The organism is Thermoanaerobaculia bacterium, assembly GCA_018057705.1.
In the GTDB taxonomy this organism is placed as follows: Bacteria; Acidobacteriota; Thermoanaerobaculia; order Multivoradales; family JAGPDF01; genus JAGPDF01.
Genome location: JAGPDF010000002.1, coordinates 104,851 through 123,624, shown reverse-complemented (window position 1 = coordinate 123,624; position 18,774 = coordinate 104,851). Strand labels below are relative to the sequence as shown.

At 68.6% G+C, this 18,774-nt stretch carries 18 protein-coding genes; 8 read left to right on the top strand and 10 right to left on the bottom strand.

Features of this window, described 5'->3' with window-relative positions:
* Positions 1-17 precede the first annotated feature (17 nt).
* The 8 genes from KBI44_01260 to KBI44_01225 all read left to right on the top strand — a co-directional run bounded on the left by KBI44_01260 (position 18) and on the right by KBI44_01225 (position 6,955).
* The gene (locus KBI44_01260; GenBank protein ID MBP9143086.1) at positions 18-1,214 is read left to right on the top strand and encodes a hypothetical protein; all 1,197 of its coding nucleotides are present in this window, start codon (positions 18-20) and stop codon (positions 1,212-1,214) included.
* Positions 1,207-1,737: a hypothetical protein gene (locus KBI44_01255; protein ID MBP9143085.1), complete on the top strand. Its 531-nt coding sequence runs from the start codon at positions 1,207-1,209 to the stop codon at positions 1,735-1,737. The genes KBI44_01260 and KBI44_01255 overlap by 8 nt, the downstream gene beginning before the upstream one ends.
* Before the next feature lie 83 nt (positions 1,738-1,820).
* Positions 1,821-2,708, top strand: coding sequence for an SCO family protein (locus KBI44_01250; GenBank protein MBP9143084.1), 888 nt, complete (start codon positions 1,821-1,823; stop codon positions 2,706-2,708).
* Entirely contained in the window at positions 2,705-3,685 is a 981-nt protein-coding gene (gene coxB, locus KBI44_01245) for a cytochrome c oxidase subunit II (GenBank protein ID MBP9143083.1), read from the top strand. The genes KBI44_01250 and coxB overlap by 4 nt, the downstream gene beginning before the upstream one ends.
* Positions 3,682-5,334 carry a cytochrome c oxidase subunit I gene (gene ctaD, locus KBI44_01240; protein ID MBP9143082.1) on the top strand — a complete coding sequence of 551 codons (1,653 nt, stop codon included), beginning with the start codon at positions 3,682-3,684 and terminating at the stop codon, positions 5,332-5,334. The genes coxB and ctaD overlap by 4 nt, the downstream gene beginning before the upstream one ends.
* Positions 5,335-5,441: 107 nt before the next feature.
* A complete protein-coding gene (locus tag KBI44_01235; protein MBP9143081.1) occupies positions 5,442-6,026 on the top strand; it encodes a cytochrome c oxidase subunit 3 family protein in 585 nt (194 codons plus the stop codon).
* 3 nt (positions 6,027-6,029) lie between these two features.
* Complete coding sequence (locus KBI44_01230) at positions 6,030-6,341, top strand: cytochrome C oxidase subunit IV family protein (protein ID MBP9143080.1); 312 nt, start codon at positions 6,030-6,032, stop codon at positions 6,339-6,341.
* An 11-nt stretch (positions 6,342-6,352) separates the two neighbouring features.
* Positions 6,353-6,955 (top strand): HD domain-containing protein, encoded by a 603-nt coding sequence (locus KBI44_01225; GenBank protein MBP9143079.1) that lies wholly within the window; start codon positions 6,353-6,355, stop codon positions 6,953-6,955.
* Here KBI44_01225 and pabB read toward each other — a convergent pair.
* The 10 genes from pabB to KBI44_01175 all read right to left on the bottom strand — a co-directional run bounded on the left by pabB (position 6,945) and on the right by KBI44_01175 (position 18,774).
* Complete coding sequence (gene pabB, locus KBI44_01220; protein ID MBP9143078.1) at positions 6,945-8,708, bottom strand: aminodeoxychorismate synthase component I; 1,764 nt, start codon at positions 8,706-8,708, stop codon at positions 6,945-6,947. The two genes, KBI44_01225 and pabB, sit on opposite strands and share 11 nt — an antisense overlap.
* Positions 8,705-9,766, bottom strand: coding sequence for a Glu/Leu/Phe/Val dehydrogenase (locus KBI44_01215; GenBank protein MBP9143077.1), 1,062 nt, complete (start codon positions 9,764-9,766; stop codon positions 8,705-8,707). The genes pabB and KBI44_01215 overlap by 4 nt, the downstream gene beginning before the upstream one ends.
* Entirely contained in the window at positions 9,763-10,176 is a 414-nt protein-coding gene (locus KBI44_01210; protein MBP9143076.1) for a type II toxin-antitoxin system VapC family toxin, read from the bottom strand. The genes KBI44_01215 and KBI44_01210 overlap by 4 nt, the downstream gene beginning before the upstream one ends.
* A 6-nt stretch (positions 10,177-10,182) precedes the next feature.
* Positions 10,183-10,497 carry a type II toxin-antitoxin system prevent-host-death family antitoxin gene (locus KBI44_01205; GenBank protein ID MBP9143075.1) on the bottom strand — a complete coding sequence of 105 codons (315 nt, stop codon included), beginning with the start codon at positions 10,495-10,497 and terminating at the stop codon, positions 10,183-10,185.
* A 56-nt stretch (positions 10,498-10,553) separates the two neighbouring features.
* Positions 10,554-11,546: a UbiA family prenyltransferase gene (locus KBI44_01200; GenBank protein MBP9143074.1), complete on the bottom strand. Its 993-nt coding sequence runs from the start codon at positions 11,544-11,546 to the stop codon at positions 10,554-10,556.
* A gap of 13 nt (positions 11,547-11,559) precedes the next feature.
* On the bottom strand, positions 11,560-13,713 hold the full coding sequence (locus KBI44_01195; protein ID MBP9143073.1) for a PAS domain S-box protein: 2,154 nt from the start codon (positions 13,711-13,713) through the stop codon (positions 11,560-11,562).
* 84 nt (positions 13,714-13,797) lie between these two features.
* Positions 13,798-15,321 carry a glycosyltransferase family 39 protein gene (locus KBI44_01190; GenBank protein ID MBP9143072.1) on the bottom strand — a complete coding sequence of 508 codons (1,524 nt, stop codon included), beginning with the start codon at positions 15,319-15,321 and terminating at the stop codon, positions 13,798-13,800.
* A 119-nt stretch (positions 15,322-15,440) separates the two neighbouring features.
* Positions 15,441-16,781, bottom strand: a complete 1,341-nt coding sequence (locus KBI44_01185; protein ID MBP9143071.1) for a DUF92 domain-containing protein — start codon at positions 16,779-16,781, stop codon at positions 15,441-15,443.
* The gene (locus KBI44_01180; GenBank protein MBP9143070.1) at positions 16,769-17,794 is read right to left on the bottom strand and encodes an NAD-dependent epimerase/dehydratase family protein; all 1,026 of its coding nucleotides are present in this window, start codon (positions 17,792-17,794) and stop codon (positions 16,769-16,771) included. Before KBI44_01180 ends, KBI44_01185 begins: the two co-directional genes overlap by 13 nt.
* A complete protein-coding gene (locus KBI44_01175) occupies positions 17,791-18,774 on the bottom strand; it encodes a GDP-mannose 4,6-dehydratase (protein MBP9143069.1) in 984 nt (327 codons plus the stop codon). The genes KBI44_01180 and KBI44_01175 overlap by 4 nt, the downstream gene beginning before the upstream one ends.

Sequence of the window (18,774 nt, the reverse complement as noted above, 5' to 3'; positions counted from 1 at the left end):
GGAACCGCGATCGCGCCATGAGGACGCTCCACTTCCCGCTCCGCTCCGCTGATTTCGAGGCGCCGGCCGCGCTCTCCGGCCTCGCCGGCAAGTCGCTCGTCGTCGGTGCCGCCGGCGCCGCCGCCTCGATCGCCGGCTTCTTCCTGGCGCGCCAGGAGTTCTTCGAGGCCTATCTCGTCGGTTGGCTGCTCTGGTACACCGTGGCGGTCGGCTCGCTCGGCTTCCTCATGCTGCAGCATCTGTCGGGCGGCGGCTGGGGCCTTGCGGCCCGGCGTATCGTCGAGGCGGCGGCACGCACCATTCCGTTCGTCGGCATCGCCGCAATTCCGCTCTTCTTCGGACTCGACGCGATCTTCATGTGGGCCGATCCGGCCAAGGTGGCGGTGGACCATGCCCTGCAGCACAAGGCGCCGTACCTGAACGTACCCTTCTTCATCGCGCGTACGCTGTTCGCCTGCGCGCTCTTCTCCTTCTACGCCTACTACCTCTCGGCCAAGTCGAAGCGCCAGGACGAGACCGGCGACCCGGACCTCAAGCGGAAGATGCACGACGTTTCGGCGGTGGGCCTGCTCCTCTACCTCATCGTGAATACGTTCATGGGCTTCGACTGGCTGATGTCGCTCGATCCGCACTGGTTCTCGAGCCTCTACGGCGCCATCTTCGTCGCCGGCGAGGCGCTGGCGGGAATGACCTTCATCATCCTCGTCGCCAACTGGCTGCGCCAGCGAGAACCGATGGACGCGATCTTCAGCCGCAAGCTCTTCCACGACTACGGCAAGCTCCTGTTCGCCTACGTCATGTTCTGGACCTACCTGACGATCTCCCAGTTCATCATCATGTGGCAGGGCAACCTCCCGGAAGAGGCGGTCTGGTTTGCGGTGCGCTTCCACGGCGGCTGGGGTTACGTCGCCGCGGGCCTGCTGATCTTCCACTTCTTCTTTCCGTTCCTGATCCTCCTGTCGCGCAGCGTCAAGGAAAAGGCCCAGGCACTCTCAGCCGTGGCCGCTTTCGTGCTCGTCATGCGCTGGGCCGACCTCGTCTGGCTGACTCGTCCGACGCTGCGCGAAGGCGGCTTTTCGATCCACTGGCTCTTCGTCGCCATTCCGGTCGGGATCGGGGGCCTCTGGTTCTATCTGTTCGCGCGCGAGCTCGGCAGACGCCCGCTCGTCGCGGTCAACGATCCGCAGTGGAAGGAAGTCCTCGGTCATGACTGATCACAAGCACGGCGGCCACAGCGCTCACTCCAGCGCCGCAGGCGCTCATCCGAATCCCGGCCGGGCTCCGATTGACTCGGAGATCGACGTTCGCAGGACGATCGAGATCGGCCTCTGGCTGGGCGGCACGACGATCGGTGCGCTGGTCATCGGCTACTTCATCTATCTCGGCCTCTCGAAGTGGACGGCCAGCCAGGACCCGGTGGCCTCTCCCCTCACCGAGGCCGCCAGGAACGTCCTCCCGCCGGCCCCCAACCTGCAGGTCGCGCCCGAAAAGGAGCTTGCGGCGATGCGCGCTGCGGAGCGCGAGCGCCTGACGACCTGGGGCTGGACCGACAAGGCGGCGGGCTTCGCCCACATGCCGATCGAGGCCGCGATCGACCGCCTCGCCGTGCCCGAGCCGGAAGCCGCACCGGCGGCACCCGCGCCGGCGCCAGCGCCGGCCGATCCCTCCGCCGACGCCCACGCCGCCCCGGCTGCCGCCGCTGTGCCGCCCGCGGCCCACGAAGGATCGGCGCACTGACGTTGCAGATGCCGATCCGCAAAGTACCTCTCCGCCCTGACCCGCAGCCGGACCCCCGCCCGGGGCCCCGGGCGTCCTCGCTGTTGGCGCTCGCAGCCTCGGCGTTCGCCGTCGCGGCGGCCGCCATGGGGCCGCTCGCCGCTGGCGCGGCGGCCGAAACCCGGCAGTTCACGGGTCCGGGGCTCGCCGAACGCACGCCCCAGCCGGGGGCGCTCAACGCCCAGAAGATCCAGGATCTGGTCGGTTTCGATCAACGGCTCGGAGAGACCCTGCCGCTCGACCTGCCCTTCCGCGACGAGACCGGCAAGCCCGTCCTGCTGGGCGACTATTTCGGCACCCGGCCGGTGCTCCTGACCTTCGTCTACTACCGCTGCCCCGTGCTCTGTCCGCAGATCATCATCGGTACCGCCGCCGCGATGAAGGGCGTGCCTTACGTGCCCGGCACGGAGTTCGAGGTCGTGTTCGTGAGCTTCGACCCGGAAGACACCCCGGAGACGGCGGCCGAGCGCAAGAGCTCTGCCGTCGAACGCTACGGCAGGCCCGAAAGCGCCGCCGGCTGGCACTTCCTGACCGGCGACGCCGACGCGATCGCGCGCCTGACCGCGGCGGCGGGCTTCCGCTACGCCTGGGACCCGACGATCCGGCAGTTCGCGCATGCCAGCGGAGTCATGATCGCTACCCCCGACGGCCGCCTGGCGCGCTACCTCTACGGCGTCGAATACGCGCCGAAGGATCTGAAGCTCGCGCTCTTCGAGGCCGCCGAAGGCCGAATCGGCGGCCTTTCGGAGAAGCTCATGCTGCTCTGTTTCAACTACGACGCCGCGCTCGGGAAGTACACCACCGTCTCCCTCCTTGCGGTCAAGGTGGCGGGAGCGGTCACCCTCGCGGCACTCATCTTCTCGATGTTCTGGATGTCTCGCAGCGAGCGTCGTCTCGAACGCGCCGCAGCCGGAGGAGTCGCACGGTCATGAACTTCAAGCTCCCCTTCGTGCCGGAGCAGGCTTCGGCCGCTGCCAGCGAAGTCGACAACCTGACGCTCTTTCTCGTCGGCATGGGCACGTTCTTCACCGTGCTCATCGCCGCGATGGTCATCTTCTTCGCGATCCGCTACCGCCGGACGAGCACCAACCAGGTCGGCAGCAACTTCGAGAACTCGGCCTTCCTCGAGATCACCTGGACGGTCATTCCCCTGCTGATCGCGCTCTTCTCCTTCGCCTGGGGGGTCAAGGTGTTCTTCCGCCTCTACCGGCCACCGGCGAACGCGATCGAGTACCAGATCTCGGGCAAGCAGTGGATGTGGAAGATCCAGCATCCGACCGGCCAGCGCGAGATCAACGAATTGCATGTGCCGCTCGGGCAGCCGACCCGGCTGGTGATGACCTCCGAGGACGTCATCCACAGCTTTTTCGTGCCCGCCTTCAGGGTCAAGGCCGACGTGCTGCCCGGCCGCCAATCCTCGGTCTGGTTCACGCCGACCAAGGTCGGACGGTTCCACCTGTTCTGCACCGAGTTCTGCGGCACCGAGCACTCCGGGATGATCGGCACCGTTGTCGTCCAGACGCAGGAGGAGTACCAGGCATGGCTCGCCACCGCGCCGGCGCCGAAGGCGTCTTCCGCCGACGGCGAGCGACTGTTCGCCCAGTACGCCTGCAACACCTGCCACAAGCCGGAACCGGGCGGACGCGGACCTTCGCTCCAGGGCCTCTACGGCACCCGGGTCGCGCTCGCCGATGGCGGCACGGCTCTGGCCGACGACGCCTACCTGCGCGAGTCGATCCTGATGCCCGCCGCGAGAATGGTGCAGGGCTACGAGCCGATCATGCCCTCGTTCCAGGGCCAGTTGAGTGACGAGGCGCTGCAGCAGCTGATCAGTTACATCAAGAGCCTGTCGGCCGCGGACACTGCGGCGGCAGGAACGACGCCGGCCTCCCAGGGGACTACCCGATGAACGCAATTGCATCCGCTCCCGCCGAGCGGCCGAACTTCCTCACCAACGGGCACGGCCTGAAGTCCTGGCTGCTGACGCTCGACCACAAGCGGGTCGCGATGCTCTACCTCATCTCGGTGAGCTGCTTCTTCCTGCTCGGCGGGATCTTCGCGATGCTCATCCGGCTCGAGCTCATGACGCCGCTCGGCGATCTGATGCTCCCGGACACCTACAACCGGGTGTTCACCGGCCACGGCGTCACGATGGTCTTCTTCTTCCTGATTCCGGCGATTCCCGGCATCCTCGGAAACTTCCTCATTCCGCTGATGATCGGCGCCAAGGACGTGGCGTTCCCGCGGCTCAACCTCGCGAGCTGGTACCTCTACATGACCGGCGGCGTGCTGATGCTCATCGGCACCCTGAACGGCGGCGTCGACACCGGCTGGACCTTCTACCCGCCCTACAGCACCTCCTACACCACGACCAACGTGCTGATCGTCGGCATCGGCGTCTTCATCAACGGCTTCTCGTCGATCCTGACCGGCCTCAACTTCATGGTCACGGTTCATCGGATGCGCTGCCCGGGCATGACCTGGTTCCGTCTGCCGCTCTTCATCTGGGGGCAGTACGCGACCAGCCTGATCATGGTCCTGGGCACACCGGTCGTCGCGATCACCCTGCTGCTGCTGGTCTTCGAGCGCCTCTTCCACCTGGGGATCTTCGATCCGGCCAAGGGCGGCGATCCGATTCTTTTCCAGCACCTCTTCTGGTTCTACTCCCACCCGGCCGTCTACATCATGATCCTGCCGTCGATGGCGGTGATCTCGGAGCTCATCGCCTGCTTCTCCCGCAAGCGGATCTTCGGCTACCACTTCGTCGCCTTCGCCTCGATCGGCATCGCGGTGCTCGGCTTCATCGTCTGGGGTCACCACCTCTACGTCTCCGGCCAGTCGGTCTATGCCGGCGCGATCTTCTCGCTGCTGACCATGCTGGTCGCGATCCCCTCCGCGGTGAAGGTCTTCAACTGGTCGATGACCCTGTATCAGGGCTCGGTCTCGCTCGAGACTCCGATGCTCTACGCCCTGGGCTTCATCGGCCTGTTCACCATCGGCGGCCTCACCGGCGTCTTCCTCGGAACGCTCGGTTTCGACGTTCACGTCCACGATACCTACTTCGTGGTGGCGCACTTCCACTACGTCATGGTGGGCGGAACGATCATGGGTTACCTGGGCGGCCTCCACTTCTGGTGGCCCAAAATCACCGGCCGGATGTACCCCGAGTTCTGGGCGAAGATCTCGGCCCTGCTGGTCTTCGTCGGCTTCAACCTGACCTTCTTCCCCCAGTTCCTGCTCGGCTACATGGGGATGCCGCGCCGCTACCATGCCTATCCGGAGGAGTTCCAGGTCCTGAACATCCTCTCGACGGCGGGCGCCTCGGTGCTCGCCATCGGCTTCGTGCTGCCGACGATCTACTTCATCTGGTCGCTCACGAGCGGTCCGCTCGCCGGCAACAATCCCTGGCAGGCGCGCGGCCTCGAGTGGGAGACGACCTCCCCTCCGCCGACCGAGAACTTCACTTCGACGCCCAGCGTGTCACGTGAGCCTTACGACTATTTCGAGGCGGCCGAAGAGGCCGCGGGGCGTGCGGTTCCTCCCGCGCGTTCGCATTGATAGAGAGCGACGAACAAGGAGCCGCCCTCGTGTCCCACGTTCATTCCCCGTTTCTGGCGCACCACTTCGACGACCTCGAGCAGCAGAAGGAAGCCTCCACCCTCGGGATGTGGCTCTTTCTGGTGCAGGAGGTCATGTTCTTCGGCGGGCTGTTCATGTGTTACCTGCTCTACCGCTGGAAGGACCCGACCGCCTTCGCCGCCGGCAGCCACGAGCTCTCGATCGAGCTCGGCGGGTTCAACACGATCGTGCTGATCGCGAGCTCCCTCACCATGGCGCTGGGCGTCCGCTCGGCGCAACAGGGAAGGATCAAGGCGCTGGTCAACTGGCTCATCGCCACCGGGTTCCTCGGCACGGTCTTCCTGGTGGTGAAGTACTTCGAGTACTCGGCGAAGTGGGAGCACCACCTCGTCCCCGGACCGAACTTCCATTTCGCCGGCGAGGTCGGGTCGCGCGCCGAGCTCTTCTTCTCGCTCTACTTCGCGATGACCGGCATGCACGCCCTGCACATGATCATCGGTCTGGGGCTGCTCGTCTGGCTGTTGCGGAAGGCTCTGAAGGGGCATTTCTCGGCCGAGTACTACAACCCGGTGGAGAACTTCGGCCTCTACTGGCACTTCGTCGACATCGTCTGGATCTTCCTCTTCCCGCTGCTCTATCTGATCGGCCGGCACTATCACGGAGGCGCCTGAGCCATGTCCGAGCACCACATCGTTCCGCTCAAGACCTACTTCTCGGTCTTCGCGGCTCTCATGGTCTTCACAGCGATCACCGTCGCCGTGGCGTTCGTCGACCTCGGGCCGGCCAACAACGTCGTCATGCTGTCGATCGCGGTGGTCAAGGCCACCCTCGTCGTGATGTTCTTCATGCACGCCAAGTACGGCACCCGGCTGATTCCGCTGGTCGCGGCGAGCGGGTTCTTCTTCGTGATGCTGATGTTCGTGATCACGATGTCCGACTACATGTCACGCGGCTGGCTCGGCGCGGGCCTCCCCTGGAGACCCTGAGGCAACCCGGCTTGCGCCACGCCAACGCCAGCCTGCTCGATCTCCTGCTCGAGCTCCAGACGCTGGACCGCGTGCCGCGCAGCGGCTACTTCCTGCGCGGCATCTCCGACTGCGAGTCGGTCTCCGAGCACACGTTTCACCTCGCGCTGCTGGTCTGGTTCCTCGCCGGCGACGAGCCGGCAGTCGACCGTGCGCACGCCGTGGAGCTGGCCTTGATGCACGATCTCGCCGAGCTGCGGATCGGCGACCTGCCCCGAACCGCCACCACTTACCTGCCGGCCGACGTGAAGCATGCCGCCGAGCGCCGGGCGGCGGCCGACATCCTCGCCCCGGCCGACCCAAAGGCGACCGCCCTCTACGAGGAGTACGAGGACGGGGCGACCGCCGAGGCCCGCTTCGTGCGCGCCTGCGACAAGCTGCAGTTGATGATCAAGGTGACGGTCTACGAGAGCTGGGGACACCGGGGCCTGGCCGAGTTCTGGGGCAACCCGGCGAACTTCCCGCAATCCGACTTCAACTCGATTCAGAAGCTCTTCCGGAGCCTCCAGGAGCGCGCGACCGCGAGCACCGCCCCGCCGGCCTCGCCGGCCCCGCCCTCTCCATTCACCGCCTGACCAGCTCGGCCGGGATCCAGCCGCGCAGGGAGTTGACCAGGAGTATCCGGCACGCGCGGGCGAGATCGTTTCGCGTCAGCACGGCCTCCCGCACCTTGCCGCGCTCGAGCAGCGACCGACGGAAGACTCCGGCCAGGAGGCCGCACTCCCGCGCCGGGGTGAGGCGTTCGTCACCGAGCTCGAGCACCAGATTCGTCCGCGTCCCCTCTGTCAGCTCCCCCCGCTCGTTCCACAGGATCGCCTCCTCCGCACCCGCCGCGCGCGCCTCGGCGAGCGCGGCATCGTAGACCCGGCGATCGGTCGTCTTGTGAAAGAGACGCACGTTCCCGGAGGCGACCGGAGTGCTGGCGAGCGTCACGCGCCATTCGTGCCGATCGGGACGAAAAAGGCTGCTGGTAAAGGAAAAATCTCCATCCGGGGCGAGCTCGAGGCGGAGGCGCTGGCGCTGCGACTCCCGGCCGGCAAGACCGGCGAGCCCGGCCTCGACGGCAGAGCGCCAGGCCGTCTCGTCGTGGTCGAAGCCGAAGTAGCTCGCCGATGCTGCCAGGCGTTCGAGGTGTTTCTCGAGGAGACTGACGCCGCAGCGCGGGCGCCAGAGCAGGGTCTCGAAGAGCGCGAACGGCGGTCCTGGGTCCTCGAGCGCCCTGGCTTTGGTGAGGCATTCCCGGTACTCCGCTGCCGCCTCCGAGTCCCAGACGACGCCGCTGCCGACGGCGTACTCGAGGATCTGCGCGGTGCGGTCGACCACCGCCGTGCGGATGGCCACCGAGAAGCTCGCTCGGCGCTGCGGCGCCACCCACCCGATCGCTCCGCAGTAGATTCCGCGCGGCCGGCGCTCGAGCCGGGCGATCCACCGCATCGTCCGTGCCTTGGGCGCGCCGGTGACCGAGGCACAGGGGAAGAGCGCCGCGAAGATGTCCGGTAAGCCCGCCGTGGTGTTCGCCGCGACCGTCGAGGTCATCTGCCAGACGGTTGGGTAGCGCTCGAGCGCCATGAGGCTCTCGACGGCGACGCTTCCGGTCGCGGCGATCCGGCCGAGGTCGTTGCGCACCATGTCGACAATCATCAGATTCTCGGCGCGCTCCTTCGCCGAACCGGCGAGCTCCGCGGCCTGGCGGTCGTCCTCGATCGTGAATCGACCCCGGCGCCGCGTGCCCTTCATCGGACGCATGACCAGTCGATCGCCCTGCCGCGAGAAGAAGAGCTCCGGTGAGAGTGAGACGACGGCAGTTGCGCCGCAATCGAGGAAGGCCGCATACGGCGCCGCGCTGGCCGGAGCAAGACGCCAGAAGAGCGCTTCGGCGTCGCCAGCGAAGCGGCCGCGCAGGGGGAAGGTGAAGTTGACCTGGTAGGTCTCCCCGGCGGCGATCGCAGCGCGGATCGCTGCGATCGCTGCTGCGTGTGCCGCTTCGTCGAGCAGGGGGTGAAGACCCGCTTGCGGCGCCGCCTCGGCGCGGGCCGGGACGTCGATCCGCTCCGGCGGCGGAAAGAGACCGAAGGCCGCGAGGGGCGCGGCTCCCGGCGCCGTCACCGCGAGCGCTGGATCGAAGGCCGGCGCCGCCTCGTAGGCGAGAAACCCGACCGCCCACAGACCGCGCTCGCCGGCGCGCTCGACGTGCTCGAGCAGCTCCGGGATCTCCTCCGGGGCGGTAGCGACGAGGCTCGCCTCGGGGGCCTGGAAGCGCCACCACCGTCCGTCCGCGGCCTCTCCTGGCGGCGGTCGCAGCAGGGCGCGGGTGAGAGCGCCGCTCAAGCCGGTGTCGCTGTCCGGGAGGCCGCCCGCGCCGCCGCGAGACGCTCGGCGACGATCCGTTCGGCGACTCGAAAGGGCGCCGAGCCCTCACGCTCGGCCCGCCCGAGAAGCTCCGCGAGGTCGGCGCCGATGCGCTCGACCCGCCGCACGATGCCGGTCTCGTCGAGGACCCCGGTCTCGAACAGCACGGAGAGCAGTCCACCAGCGTTGACGACGAAGTCCGGCGCGTAGAGCAGGCCGCGACGGTGAAGGTCTTCTCCGACCTCTGGCGAAGCGAGCGGGTTGTTCGCGGCCCCGACGATCGCGCGGCAGCGCAATTGCCCGGCAACGCCGGCCGTCACGATTTCGCCGGCGGCGCAGGGAGAGAAGAGGTCACACTCGACGTCGAAGATCTCGTCCGGCGCCACGGCCCGCGCGCCGGTCGCGCGCACGACAGCGTCCGAACGGCCGCGGACGGTGTCCGTGACGATCAGGCTGACCCCTTTCCCAGCAAGTTTCTCGGCCAGTCGCCCCCCGACCTCCCCCAGGCCCTGAAGCGCGACGGTACATGAGGCGAGCGGCTTGCCGAGGCGCCCCGCGACGACCTCCATCGCGGCGAGGACACCGATCGCTGTCAGGTCCGAGGCATCGACCCCGGCAGTCGCCGGCGTATGACCGATATGGCTCGTAGCCCGGCCCATGATGGCGAGATCCGCGGCGTCGATTCCCATGTCGCCGCCGGTGAAGAAACGACCGCCCAGTTCGTCCACCGCCCTGCCGAAGGCGAGGAGCAGCTCCGGCGTCTTCTCGCGCAGGGGGTCGCCATCGATCACCGCCTTGCCGCCGCCGCATGGCATGCCGGCGAAGGCCGCTTTTGCGGTCATGGCGTGCGACAGCCGCAGGGCGTCCTCCATGGCATCCTCGAACGCAGGATAGCTCCGCATGCGCGTGCCGCCGATGGCGTGGCCCAGAGTTGTGTCATGGAGGGCAATTACCGCCTGCAGGCCGGCCGCGGGCTCCTGGACGATCAGCACGCGCTCGTGCCCGAGCTCGCGAGCAAGAGCGACAGCGTCGCTCACGGTTCGTGGACCTCGTCGAAGCCGGGAGCGACGACCTCCAGACCGTGGATGCGCGCCGCCGCGCCAAGGCGCCGGTCGTAGCAGAGAAAGGCCCGGGGCAGAGGAGAGAGAGCCAATGCCGTCGCCAGATGAATCGCGTCGAGCGTCCGCAAAGTCGCGGGTCCGAGGCGGGTCGCGCGATCGAGTGTGGCTGCGTCGAGACGGATCAGGGCCAGTGAGTCGAGGTAGGCGGCGGCACGTTCTTCGTCGCGGCGGTCCCCACGCCGCCGCAAGGTGCGCAGCACCTCCACCCTGACCAGCTCGGAAGAGCTCAGCACGCACTCTCGGCCGAGGAAAGACCGCAGTGCCTGGGAAACCTCCTCCTTCACGAACAGCTTGACCAGCGCGGAAGCATCGCAGTAGACGAGCATCCGCGGTCAGAGGCTCTCTTCGTCCCGCATCTCCCGCAGGACTTCGCTCAAGGGTCTCTCGCCGGGAATCGCGGGGCGGGGCGGATACTGGCGAAGGACCTCCTGCAGGTCGCGCGTCGCCGGAATCACCCGGCCCTCCGCGATCATGCGCTCGAGCTGATCGTCGTCGTCGGGCAGCGGCACCAGGAGCGCGACAGGGCGGCCGTGCTCGGTGACCTCCAGGCGCTCCCCCTCCTTCACCCGGTCGAGGTAAACAGAGAGGTTCTGGCGCAGCTCGCGAACCCCGACCTGAGGCGTGCGGGGGTTTTCTGTGTCGCTCATGGAGCACACCGTAGCACAATCGCGCTGCCGCCCCCGGTGCGCGATACGCGCCGAGCTCAGTGTGGCAGCAGATAGGCGACGGCGAAGCCGATCTGGGCGGCCATCATCATGAGGTACATCTGCTTCCAGCTGGGGTGGTTCTCGGTGCGCGTCAGGTCGTCCGGATCGCGCAGAATCAAGTAAACCGTGTAGCAACCCCAGACCGTCAGGAGAGCACCCAGACCCGTGAGCGCCCACTGGTTTCCGGTCAGGATCGGATGGGAGGGATTCTGCGGATCGGGCAGATGGGCGAAGAGCGGCACCAGCAGCCAGGGGAAGATGAAAAACGGCGCGATGATCCAGGCGGCCTTCTTCGGGCCGTGCAGGATCGGCAGCGTCTTGCAGCCGCCGGCCGCGTCGCCCTTGATGTCGGCGAAGTCCTTGGTCGAAGCGGCGCCGACCAGGAAGAGCATGAAGATCGAACCCAGCGCCCACGGCTCCCAGTGTCCGATGCGGGCGACCATCGCCCAGCCGGCGACCTTGAGAAGGCAGCCGCGTGGAATCGCGATCGTCCAGTTCGCCCACATCCCCCGCGCCTTGGTGCGGCCCCAGGAGGGAACCGAGTAGACCAGGGTGAAGATCATCCCGGCGAGATAGATGTAGAAGGTCTCGTGCCAGGGGAGCGGCGCCCCGATCTTCGCCGCCAGAGTGGTGTGGGGGAAGACCACGACGGCCCAGGTGGGCACCAGCGCCAGGGCGTAGAAGACCCAGGTGAACATCCAGCCCTCGCGCAGAGAGAGCGCCCCGGTCACGAGAGGCCGGCCGGGCTTGTTGACCCGGTCGATCTCGAGGTCGGTGATCTGGTTGATCGCGTTCGAGGCCGCGTTCATGAAGCTCGCGCAGAGCGAGCCCAGCGCTACGGTGAGGATCACCGAGAGCGTCAGGGCGCGGTCGGGATCGGGATTGTGGATCGAGCCCCAGGCGCAGATCGCCCCCGAGATGATCCCGAGGAGCGGCGGCAGGAGCGTGAACGGTCGCGAGAGCTGGGCGTAGAGATCGAGCTTCTTCATATGATTGCGAAGCTTAGCTCACCTTCCCGTCTTCCTCCGGCATGGCGAGCACGTCGGCGAGCACGCGCTCGATCTGGGCGCGCGCGAACGGCTTCTGCACAATGGCGTCGGCACCGAGCTCCTGCAGATCCGACGAGTCCGCCAGCAGGTCGGCGTAGCCGGTCATCAGAACAACTCGGAGCTTCGGCCGCGCCGAGCGCATGAGGCGCGCCAGGTCCCGTCCGTCCATGCCCGGCATGACGATGTCGGAGAGCAGGAGATCGAACTCCAATCCGCCTTCGCCGGAGAGCGCGAGAGCCTCGCGCGCCGACGCCGCCGTGAAAACCCGGTAGCCGATCCGCGTCAGCATCACCTCGACCAGCCGGCGCAGCGGCGCGAGATCTTCCACCACCAGGATGGTCCCCTGGACCTTGCGGTCGGCCGCGGCCGAATGCGCGGCAGCCGCGCCGCTCGAGTCGCGTTCGGATCGCGGCAGATAGAGGGTCAGGGTCGTTCCGTGCGCCGGCGAGGATTCGATCTCCACGCAGCCCTTGAGCTGCTGCACGATGCCGTAGACCGTGGCGAGCCCGAGCCCGGTGCCGCCCGTCGCAGCCTTCGTCGTGAAGAACGGCTCGAAGGCCTGCTCGACGACGTCGGGAGTCATGCCCTGCCCGCTGTCGCGGACCGTCAGGCAGACATAGCCGCCCGCCGACAGCCCCTTCCCGGCCGCCTCCTCTTCCGCGAGGTCGGCGTTTCCGGCCGCGATGGCCAGCCGACCGCCGAGCGGCATGGCGTCGCGCGCGTTCACGGCGAGGTTGATCAGCACCTGGACGAGCTGAGTCGAATCGGCGCGCACCGACCAGACCCCAGGAGCGACGTCGAGCCGGAGCTCGATGCTCTCCGGCAGGAGACGCTCGAGCATCTTGCGCGAGTCCTCGAGTAGCGCCGCGACGTCGACCACGCGGACCGCCAGCACCTGACGACGGCTGAAGGCCAGCAGCTGGCGTGTGAGATCGGCAGCTCGCACCGTGGCCTTGCGGATCTCGGCGAGCTGCTCGCGCCCCTCCGAACCCTCGTCCAGAGTCGACCCGAGAAGGTCCGAGTAGCCGAGGATGATCCCGAGAAGGTTGTTGAAGTCGTGCGCAACTCCGCCCGCGAGCCGTCCAAGGGCCTCCATTCTCTGCGCCTGGTAGAGCTCGGTGCGGGTCTCCGCGAGGGCCCGCTCGGCCGCCCGGCTCTGGGTGACATCCTCGCCGACGCCGAGAAAGTACTCGACGCCGCCATCTTCGCCGAGGATCGGATGAACGCTCAGCAGCCAGGGAAAGTACTCGCCGTTCCTGCGCCGGTTGATGAGCTCGCCCTGCCATTCCCTGCCCGCCCGGATCGCCTCCCAGAGCTCGCGATAGGTGGCTGGGGAAGTCTGTCCTGACTTGAGGATCGCCGGGGTATTGCCGACGGCCTCCGCCAGCGACCAGCCGGTGATCCTGCTGAAGCTCGGATTGACATACTCGATCCGGCCCGCAGGGTCGGTGATCACCATCGCCGAGGGACTCTCATCGACCGCGCGCGACAGCAGGCGCAGACGCTGTTCGAGCGTTCGCCGCTGCGAGACGTCGCGTGCCAGCCCGAGGAAGCGGCCATCGGGCAGCTGCTGGATGGCGACCTCGGCGATGATCCTGGTGCCGTCCTTGCGGAGGAGAGTACGCTCGCTCACGACCTTCTCGCCGGCCTGCAGCTCCGCAATGTGCATCGGCCGGGTGGCAAGCTCCTCCGCCTCGACCAGTTGCGTGAGGGGCCGACCGAGGACCTCCGCCCGCGTGACGCCGATCAGGCGGCACGCCGCGGCGTTGACCTCCACCATGACGAACTCGTTGTCGACGACGAACATCGCCTCGCTGGCGTCGTGGAAGAGTTGGCGGAACTCCTCGGCGCGCTGATTCTCGGCGCGCTCGGCGTTGCGCCGAGCGCGGGTCCAGACGAGCATTGCGGTCGCCGAAACGGCGATCAGCAGCTGCAGGAGCAGCGCTCCGAGCCGGAGCGCGAATCCCGCGTCGCCCTCCTCCGAGGCGGACTCGCGCAGCTCGAGTTGGAAGATGAAGACCGTTCCGCCGAGAAGCCAGACCGCGGCGAGGGCGGCCAGCAATGCCCGGCGGAGGCGGGACGACCGGGTCGACGGGGTGGCTACCATGCGCTCTTTGCGGCCGCACCGGCAGAGGCGGCCTCGAGGTTCCACCATAGCACCGCGGCGGCCGGGTCCTCGCTTCCGGCCGCCTCAGTCGAAGTGCTTGATCCGGGGCCAGAGCGCGCGCAGATCGGCACGCGGCCGACGGACGATCCAGACCGGGAGTAGATCTTCGTACGGCATGCAATCCCGGCAATCGAACGTGGCCCCGAGCTCGACCTCGAAGAAGAGCTCTTCCAGGCGCTCGGCATCGTCACCGATGACCAGCAGGACTTCCATCGTGCAGGCGCCTGTTCCCCAGAGAAACCAGTTGTTGTGCGCCGAAATCGCCGGCGGCAGGGCGAGCTCGCGGCCGAAGTACTCGACCGCGCCCGCCTCGCCGTAGTTCTGTCCGAAGACGCAGGCGTGACGGCGCTCGGCGGCGGTGAGCCGCGCGGTCGCCTCTCCCACCGCCTCGGCGAGGCCACGCCACTCCTGCATGTCGGCGTAGAACTGCGGCAGGCGGGCGACCGCCTTGCGCTCGTCGGTTCCCGGATCGATGCCGAAAGCACGGGCGTAGCGCACGTACTCGTCGACTGGCAGGATCGGTCGCGCGAGCGGGGCCAGAGCGAGACCCGAGAGCACGACGAGCCCCGGCAAGCCCCAGCGCGCGATGCCCACAACCGCCGCGCGGCCGCGCCAGGAATCCGTCCAGGCTTCGAAAGCCACCGCGCCGGCGGCCCAGAGAACCGGGTAGATCGGCGCGAGGTAGTAGGGCTTCGCGGCGGTAGAGAGCATGACGGCGAGGATGGCGAAATAGGCATAGCCGACGGCGCGCCAGGGTCGAAAACGCACCGTCATCAGGAGCGCTCCGAGGCCCGCGATCCAGACGACGGCGTGGACGGGCCCGGTTTGCAGGAACTGCTTCGCCAGAAAGTCGAGCGGCGCAAGAGCCAGGTTCTTCGTCCCCCGGGCGTTCGCCATGAACTCGAGCGTCGGCCAGCCTTGCGCCCGCTGCCAGAGCAGATGCGGCAGGAAGAGCAGCCCGGCGAGCGCTCCGCCGAGCCAGAAGTAGCGGCTGCGCAACACCGCGAAGCGGCGCGCCGCGAGCGTTCCAGCGACCAGCCCGAAGCCCAGGAGGAGCATGCTGATCTTGTTCTGCAGTCCGACTCCCGCGACCGCACCGAAGGCGAGCCAGAGGCGCTCGTCGTCGCCATCGAGGAGCCCGACGGCGAGCCGGCAGGCGAGCGCCCAGAAGAGGAGATCGAAGGCGTTCATCGACAGCACCGAGGTGAGCCCCAGCACGATCGGCGAGAGCCCGACTGCCAGCCCGGTGAGCGCGACCGCGAAGTTGCCACCCCCCAGGCGCCTTGCGATCGCGCCCGCCACCGCCACCGTGCCCGCGCCGGCGAGCGCCGCGAGGAGGCGGATCGACGCCAGGCCAGGGCCGAAGAGACTCGTCCACAGCGCGGTGAGCGCGGCGACGAGCGGAGGATGATCGACGTAGCCCCAGTCGAGTCGCGCCGCGCAGGCCAGGTAGTAGAGCTCGTCGCGGAAGATGCCGTAGGTGGTGGCGAAGAGCGCGTGCAGGGCGAGCACCGCGAGCGCCGGCCCCCAGAGAGCGAGCCGCTTCATTTGCACTGCGCGCCCATTCACGGTCATCTCTCTCCCTGGCCTGCTTCGTCTACGGCCAGCGGCATCGGGAGTTTCGTTCGCGGAGCTCGCGCAGCAGGTCTCGCGCCGGACCGGGACCGTCAGAGCAGAAGGAAACCGCCACCGGCGGCGAGCAGCGCGCCGGCGAGACTGTTGAGGAAGTTGACCGCTTCGTTGTCGAGCAGGCCGCGCTTCTCCAGCGTCGCGCCGACGACGCTCTCCAGCGTCGTCGCGACGAACGCCGCGACGACGACGGCGACGATTCCGGCGGCCGGGTAGAGCCCCAGCGCGGCACCCAGACCGCCCAGGAGAACGGCGGCCGCCAGCCCCGAGAGCGTGCCTTCGAACGAGACCGCGCCGTCGGTACCTCTCGGAACCGAGCGCAGCGTGGTGATGAGGTAGGTGCGGCGGCCGTAGGCCTTGCCGACCTCGGAGGAGACGGTGTCGAAGGCCGCGGTGGCGAACGCTCCGGCGAGCGCCAGCGCGAACAGCTCCGGATAGCTGGTCGTGGCGGCGAAGACCGCTGCGAGAGCGGGAATGGACGTTTTCGACAGGGCGTTGCCGGGCCCGCGCCGGCCGCCCTTCTCCTGCGCGATCCCGGCGGCCGCCTTGCGCGCATACCCGAGCTTCGTAGCGGCCGTACCGAGCACGAAGAAGGCGAAGAGCAGCGCGAACGCCGGCGCTCCGGCGAAAGCCCAGATCGCCGTGCCGAGAAGGGTTCCAACCGCCGCTCCGGAGCGCCCCACTCCGCGGGTCGCGTAGGCGGCGACCGCGAGAACGACGTTCACTGCCAGGCCGATGAGGAACCGCCGGCGAAAGTCGGGCGTGTCCACCACGCCCCACTGTCCCTGGGTGAGCGTGAGACAGAAGAGCACGACCCCGGTGACCAGGGGCACCCCGAGATTGTCGTCCAGGCCGAGGGGCTGGGACTCGAGCGCCGCCGCGAAGAGCGCCGCGGCGAAGGCGATCGTGATCGCGAAACCGGCGCCGTAGAGACCCGGCGCGCTCCACAGGAGGAGGATCGCCGCCGCGAGCCCGCCGAAGAGGACGAACGCCATCGACCCCGCCCAGCTCTTGGCCGGGTTCCAGGGGAGTTTGCGGCGGCCAACCGCCATGCCCACGATCGAGGCCATGCCGTCGCCGAAGGCGAGGATCCCCCAGGTCGCCGCCGCCACTTCGAGCTGCCTCGCAAAGGTCACGATCAGCAGCAGGACGGCGATCGGATAGAGCACGATGCCGAGCGCGAATCCGCTCTGCGTCTCGCCCTCGCGCCAGAGATTGCGGCCCCCGATCCGGGGCAGCAGGAAGGCGTTGAAGAGAATGGCTGCGAGCGCCGCCAGAGCCGCGAGCGGCGCGCCGAGCGGGCGCACGGCGAATGCGAAACCGCCGACCGCCATGTGCACGGCCTTGCGGCCGAGCTCGCCCGCCGTCAGGCCGGCCAAGAGCCGATCTCCCGCAGCCAGCCGATCGTCGTTTCGAGGCCGGAGCGCAAGCTCCGCGGCCGGTAGTCGAGCTCGCTGGCGGCGGTCGACGAGTCGTACGCCCAGTCGTGGCGGTAGATCTCGACCAGGTCGGGCGTCAGCCTCGGAACACCGCCGGTGAGGCGCGCCCAGCCCTTCATCGCCGCCCCGCTCGCGCTGGCGAGGAAGTCCGGCATGCGCAGTCGCGGCACCCGGATCCCGCCGATCTCGCCGACCAGCCGGTAGAGCTCCTCCTGGGTGACGTTCTCTCCCCCGAGCAGATAGCGCCGGCCCGGCGCTCCGCGCTCGAGCGCCGCGACGATCCCGTCGGCGACGTCGTCCACGAAGACGTAGTTCCAGCGGCGCTCCGCTTTGCCGACGAGCGCCGGCAGGCGGCCGTGCGCCAGGTCGAGCAGGTGGCGCACCAGGATGTTGCCCTCGGTGAGCTCACCGGGGCCGTAGATCACTCCCGGGTAGAGGACCGTGAGCGGCACTCCGGCGGCGATCGCCTGGCGGGCATGGAGGTCGGAGATCGTCTTGGTGCGCTGGTAGTCGTTGATCCAGTTGTGCCGTTCGACCGTGCCGTCGGCGGCGAGACGGGCGGGCTCGGCGTGCTCGTCCTTCACTCCGCCGGGAGCGCCCTCGGTGGGCCCCAGGGCGATGAAGCTCGAAACATAGAGGATCCTCGAGACGCCGCAAGCGTCTGCCGCCGCGAGGACGTTGCGGAGTCCGGCGACGTTGACGCGATCGAACTCGGCGGCGGGAGCGTCGATCTTGACCAGGGCCGCGGCGTGGAGGACCGCGTCGCAGCCGGCGGCGCCGGCGGCGAGGCTCGAGGGATCGGTGACGTCGCCGGCGACGAACCCGACCCCTTCCGGGAAGCGCTCGCGCGAGGCGGTCCCCCGCACCAGGAGGCGCAGCTCGTGGCGCGGCGCGAGGGCGGCGACGACGCGGCGCCCGAGAAAGCCGGTCGCGCCGGTGATCAGAATCCTCAAGCGGGCGGCCCCCCGGCCGCGCTCGCCGCCGCCGCCTTCCGCGCCTTCCGGTGATCGCGCGCTTCGGCGAGGAGGTCGCCGAGCGCCGCTTCGACGCCGCGCTCCGGCGCCCAGCCGAGGGCCCGCAGACGCGCGGCGTCGCCGCAGAGACGGGGCACGTCCACCGGCCGCAGCTTCTCCGGATCCTCCTCGAGGCGCACCGCGAGCCCCGAGAGGGCGACGAGGCGCGCAAGGAGCTGGGCGATCGAGTGGTCCTCGCCGCTCGCGAGGTTGTAGATCTCCCCGGGCCGCGGTCGTTCGGCGAGCCCTGCGAGCGCCGTCACGGCATCGTCGATGTGCACGAAGTCGCGCCGGGCCGAGAGGTTGCCGACCGAGAGGACCGCGGGGGCGCCGCTCTCGATCGCGGCCAACTGCGCCGCGAAGGAGGGCAGGGCGAAGCTCGGAGCCTGGCCGGCACCGATGAGATTGAACGAGCGCACGACGGTGGCGCCCGCGGCGAGCGCCAGGCGCTCGGCGGCCGCCTTGGTCAGCGCGTAGGGCGTACGCGGCGCGACCTGGCGGCTCTCGGGGATCGGTTGCGCCGTGTCCGGAACGAGGCCGTAGACCTCGGCGCTCGACATGAAGATGAGGGGACAACCGCGGGCCGAGGTGACGACGTGCTCGACGCCGAGGACATTGATCGCGAAGTAGTCGGGAATCCGCCGCCACGACTCTCCGACATGCGAGAGCGCCGCGAGGTGCACGATGCGCTCGGGGGCGAAGCGGTCGACCACCCCGGAGAGCGCCGTGAGGTCGCGGATGTCGACCGAAAAGCGGACGGCCGCGACCGGCAGCTCGTGCTGATCGATCGCGACCGCTCCCACCGCGTGCCCCGCGGCGGCAAGCCGCGCCACCACCCTGCGACCCACGAAACCGGTCGCGCCGGTGACGAGGATTCGCAGCGGCTCGAAACCGGGCTCGGGGAGCGAGAGGGGAGGCAA

Excerpts from the sequence above, each read along its gene's own strand:
- KBI44_01260 (MBP9143086.1), top strand. The coding sequence starts at position 18 with ATGAGGACGCTCCACTTCCCGCTCCGCTCCGCTGATTTCGAGGCGCCG.
- KBI44_01255 (MBP9143085.1), top strand. The coding sequence starts at position 1,207 with ATGACTGATCACAAGCACGGCGGCCACAGCGCTCACTCCAGCGCCGCA.
- coxB (MBP9143083.1), top strand. The coding sequence starts at position 2,705 with ATGAACTTCAAGCTCCCCTTCGTGCCGGAGCAGGCTTCGGCCGCTGCC.
- ctaD (MBP9143082.1), top strand. The coding sequence starts at position 3,682 with ATGAACGCAATTGCATCCGCTCCCGCCGAGCGGCCGAACTTCCTCACC.
- KBI44_01235 (MBP9143081.1), top strand. The coding sequence starts at position 5,442 with ATGTGGCTCTTTCTGGTGCAGGAGGTCATGTTCTTCGGCGGGCTGTTC.
- KBI44_01230 (MBP9143080.1), top strand. The coding sequence starts at position 6,030 with ATGTCCGAGCACCACATCGTTCCGCTCAAGACCTACTTCTCGGTCTTC.
- KBI44_01210 (MBP9143076.1), bottom strand. The coding sequence starts at position 10,176 with ATGCTCGTCTACTGCGATGCTTCCGCGCTGGTCAAGCTGTTCGTGAAG.
- KBI44_01205 (MBP9143075.1), bottom strand. The coding sequence starts at position 10,497 with ATGAGCGACACAGAAAACCCCCGCACGCCTCAGGTCGGGGTTCGCGAG.
- KBI44_01200 (MBP9143074.1), bottom strand. The coding sequence starts at position 11,546 with ATGAAGAAGCTCGATCTCTACGCCCAGCTCTCGCGACCGTTCACGCTC.
- KBI44_01195 (MBP9143073.1), bottom strand. The coding sequence starts at position 13,713 with ATGGTAGCCACCCCGTCGACCCGGTCGTCCCGCCTCCGCCGGGCATTG.
- KBI44_01190 (MBP9143072.1), bottom strand. The coding sequence starts at position 15,321 with ATGAAGCGGCTCGCTCTCTGGGGGCCGGCGCTCGCGGTGCTCGCCCTG.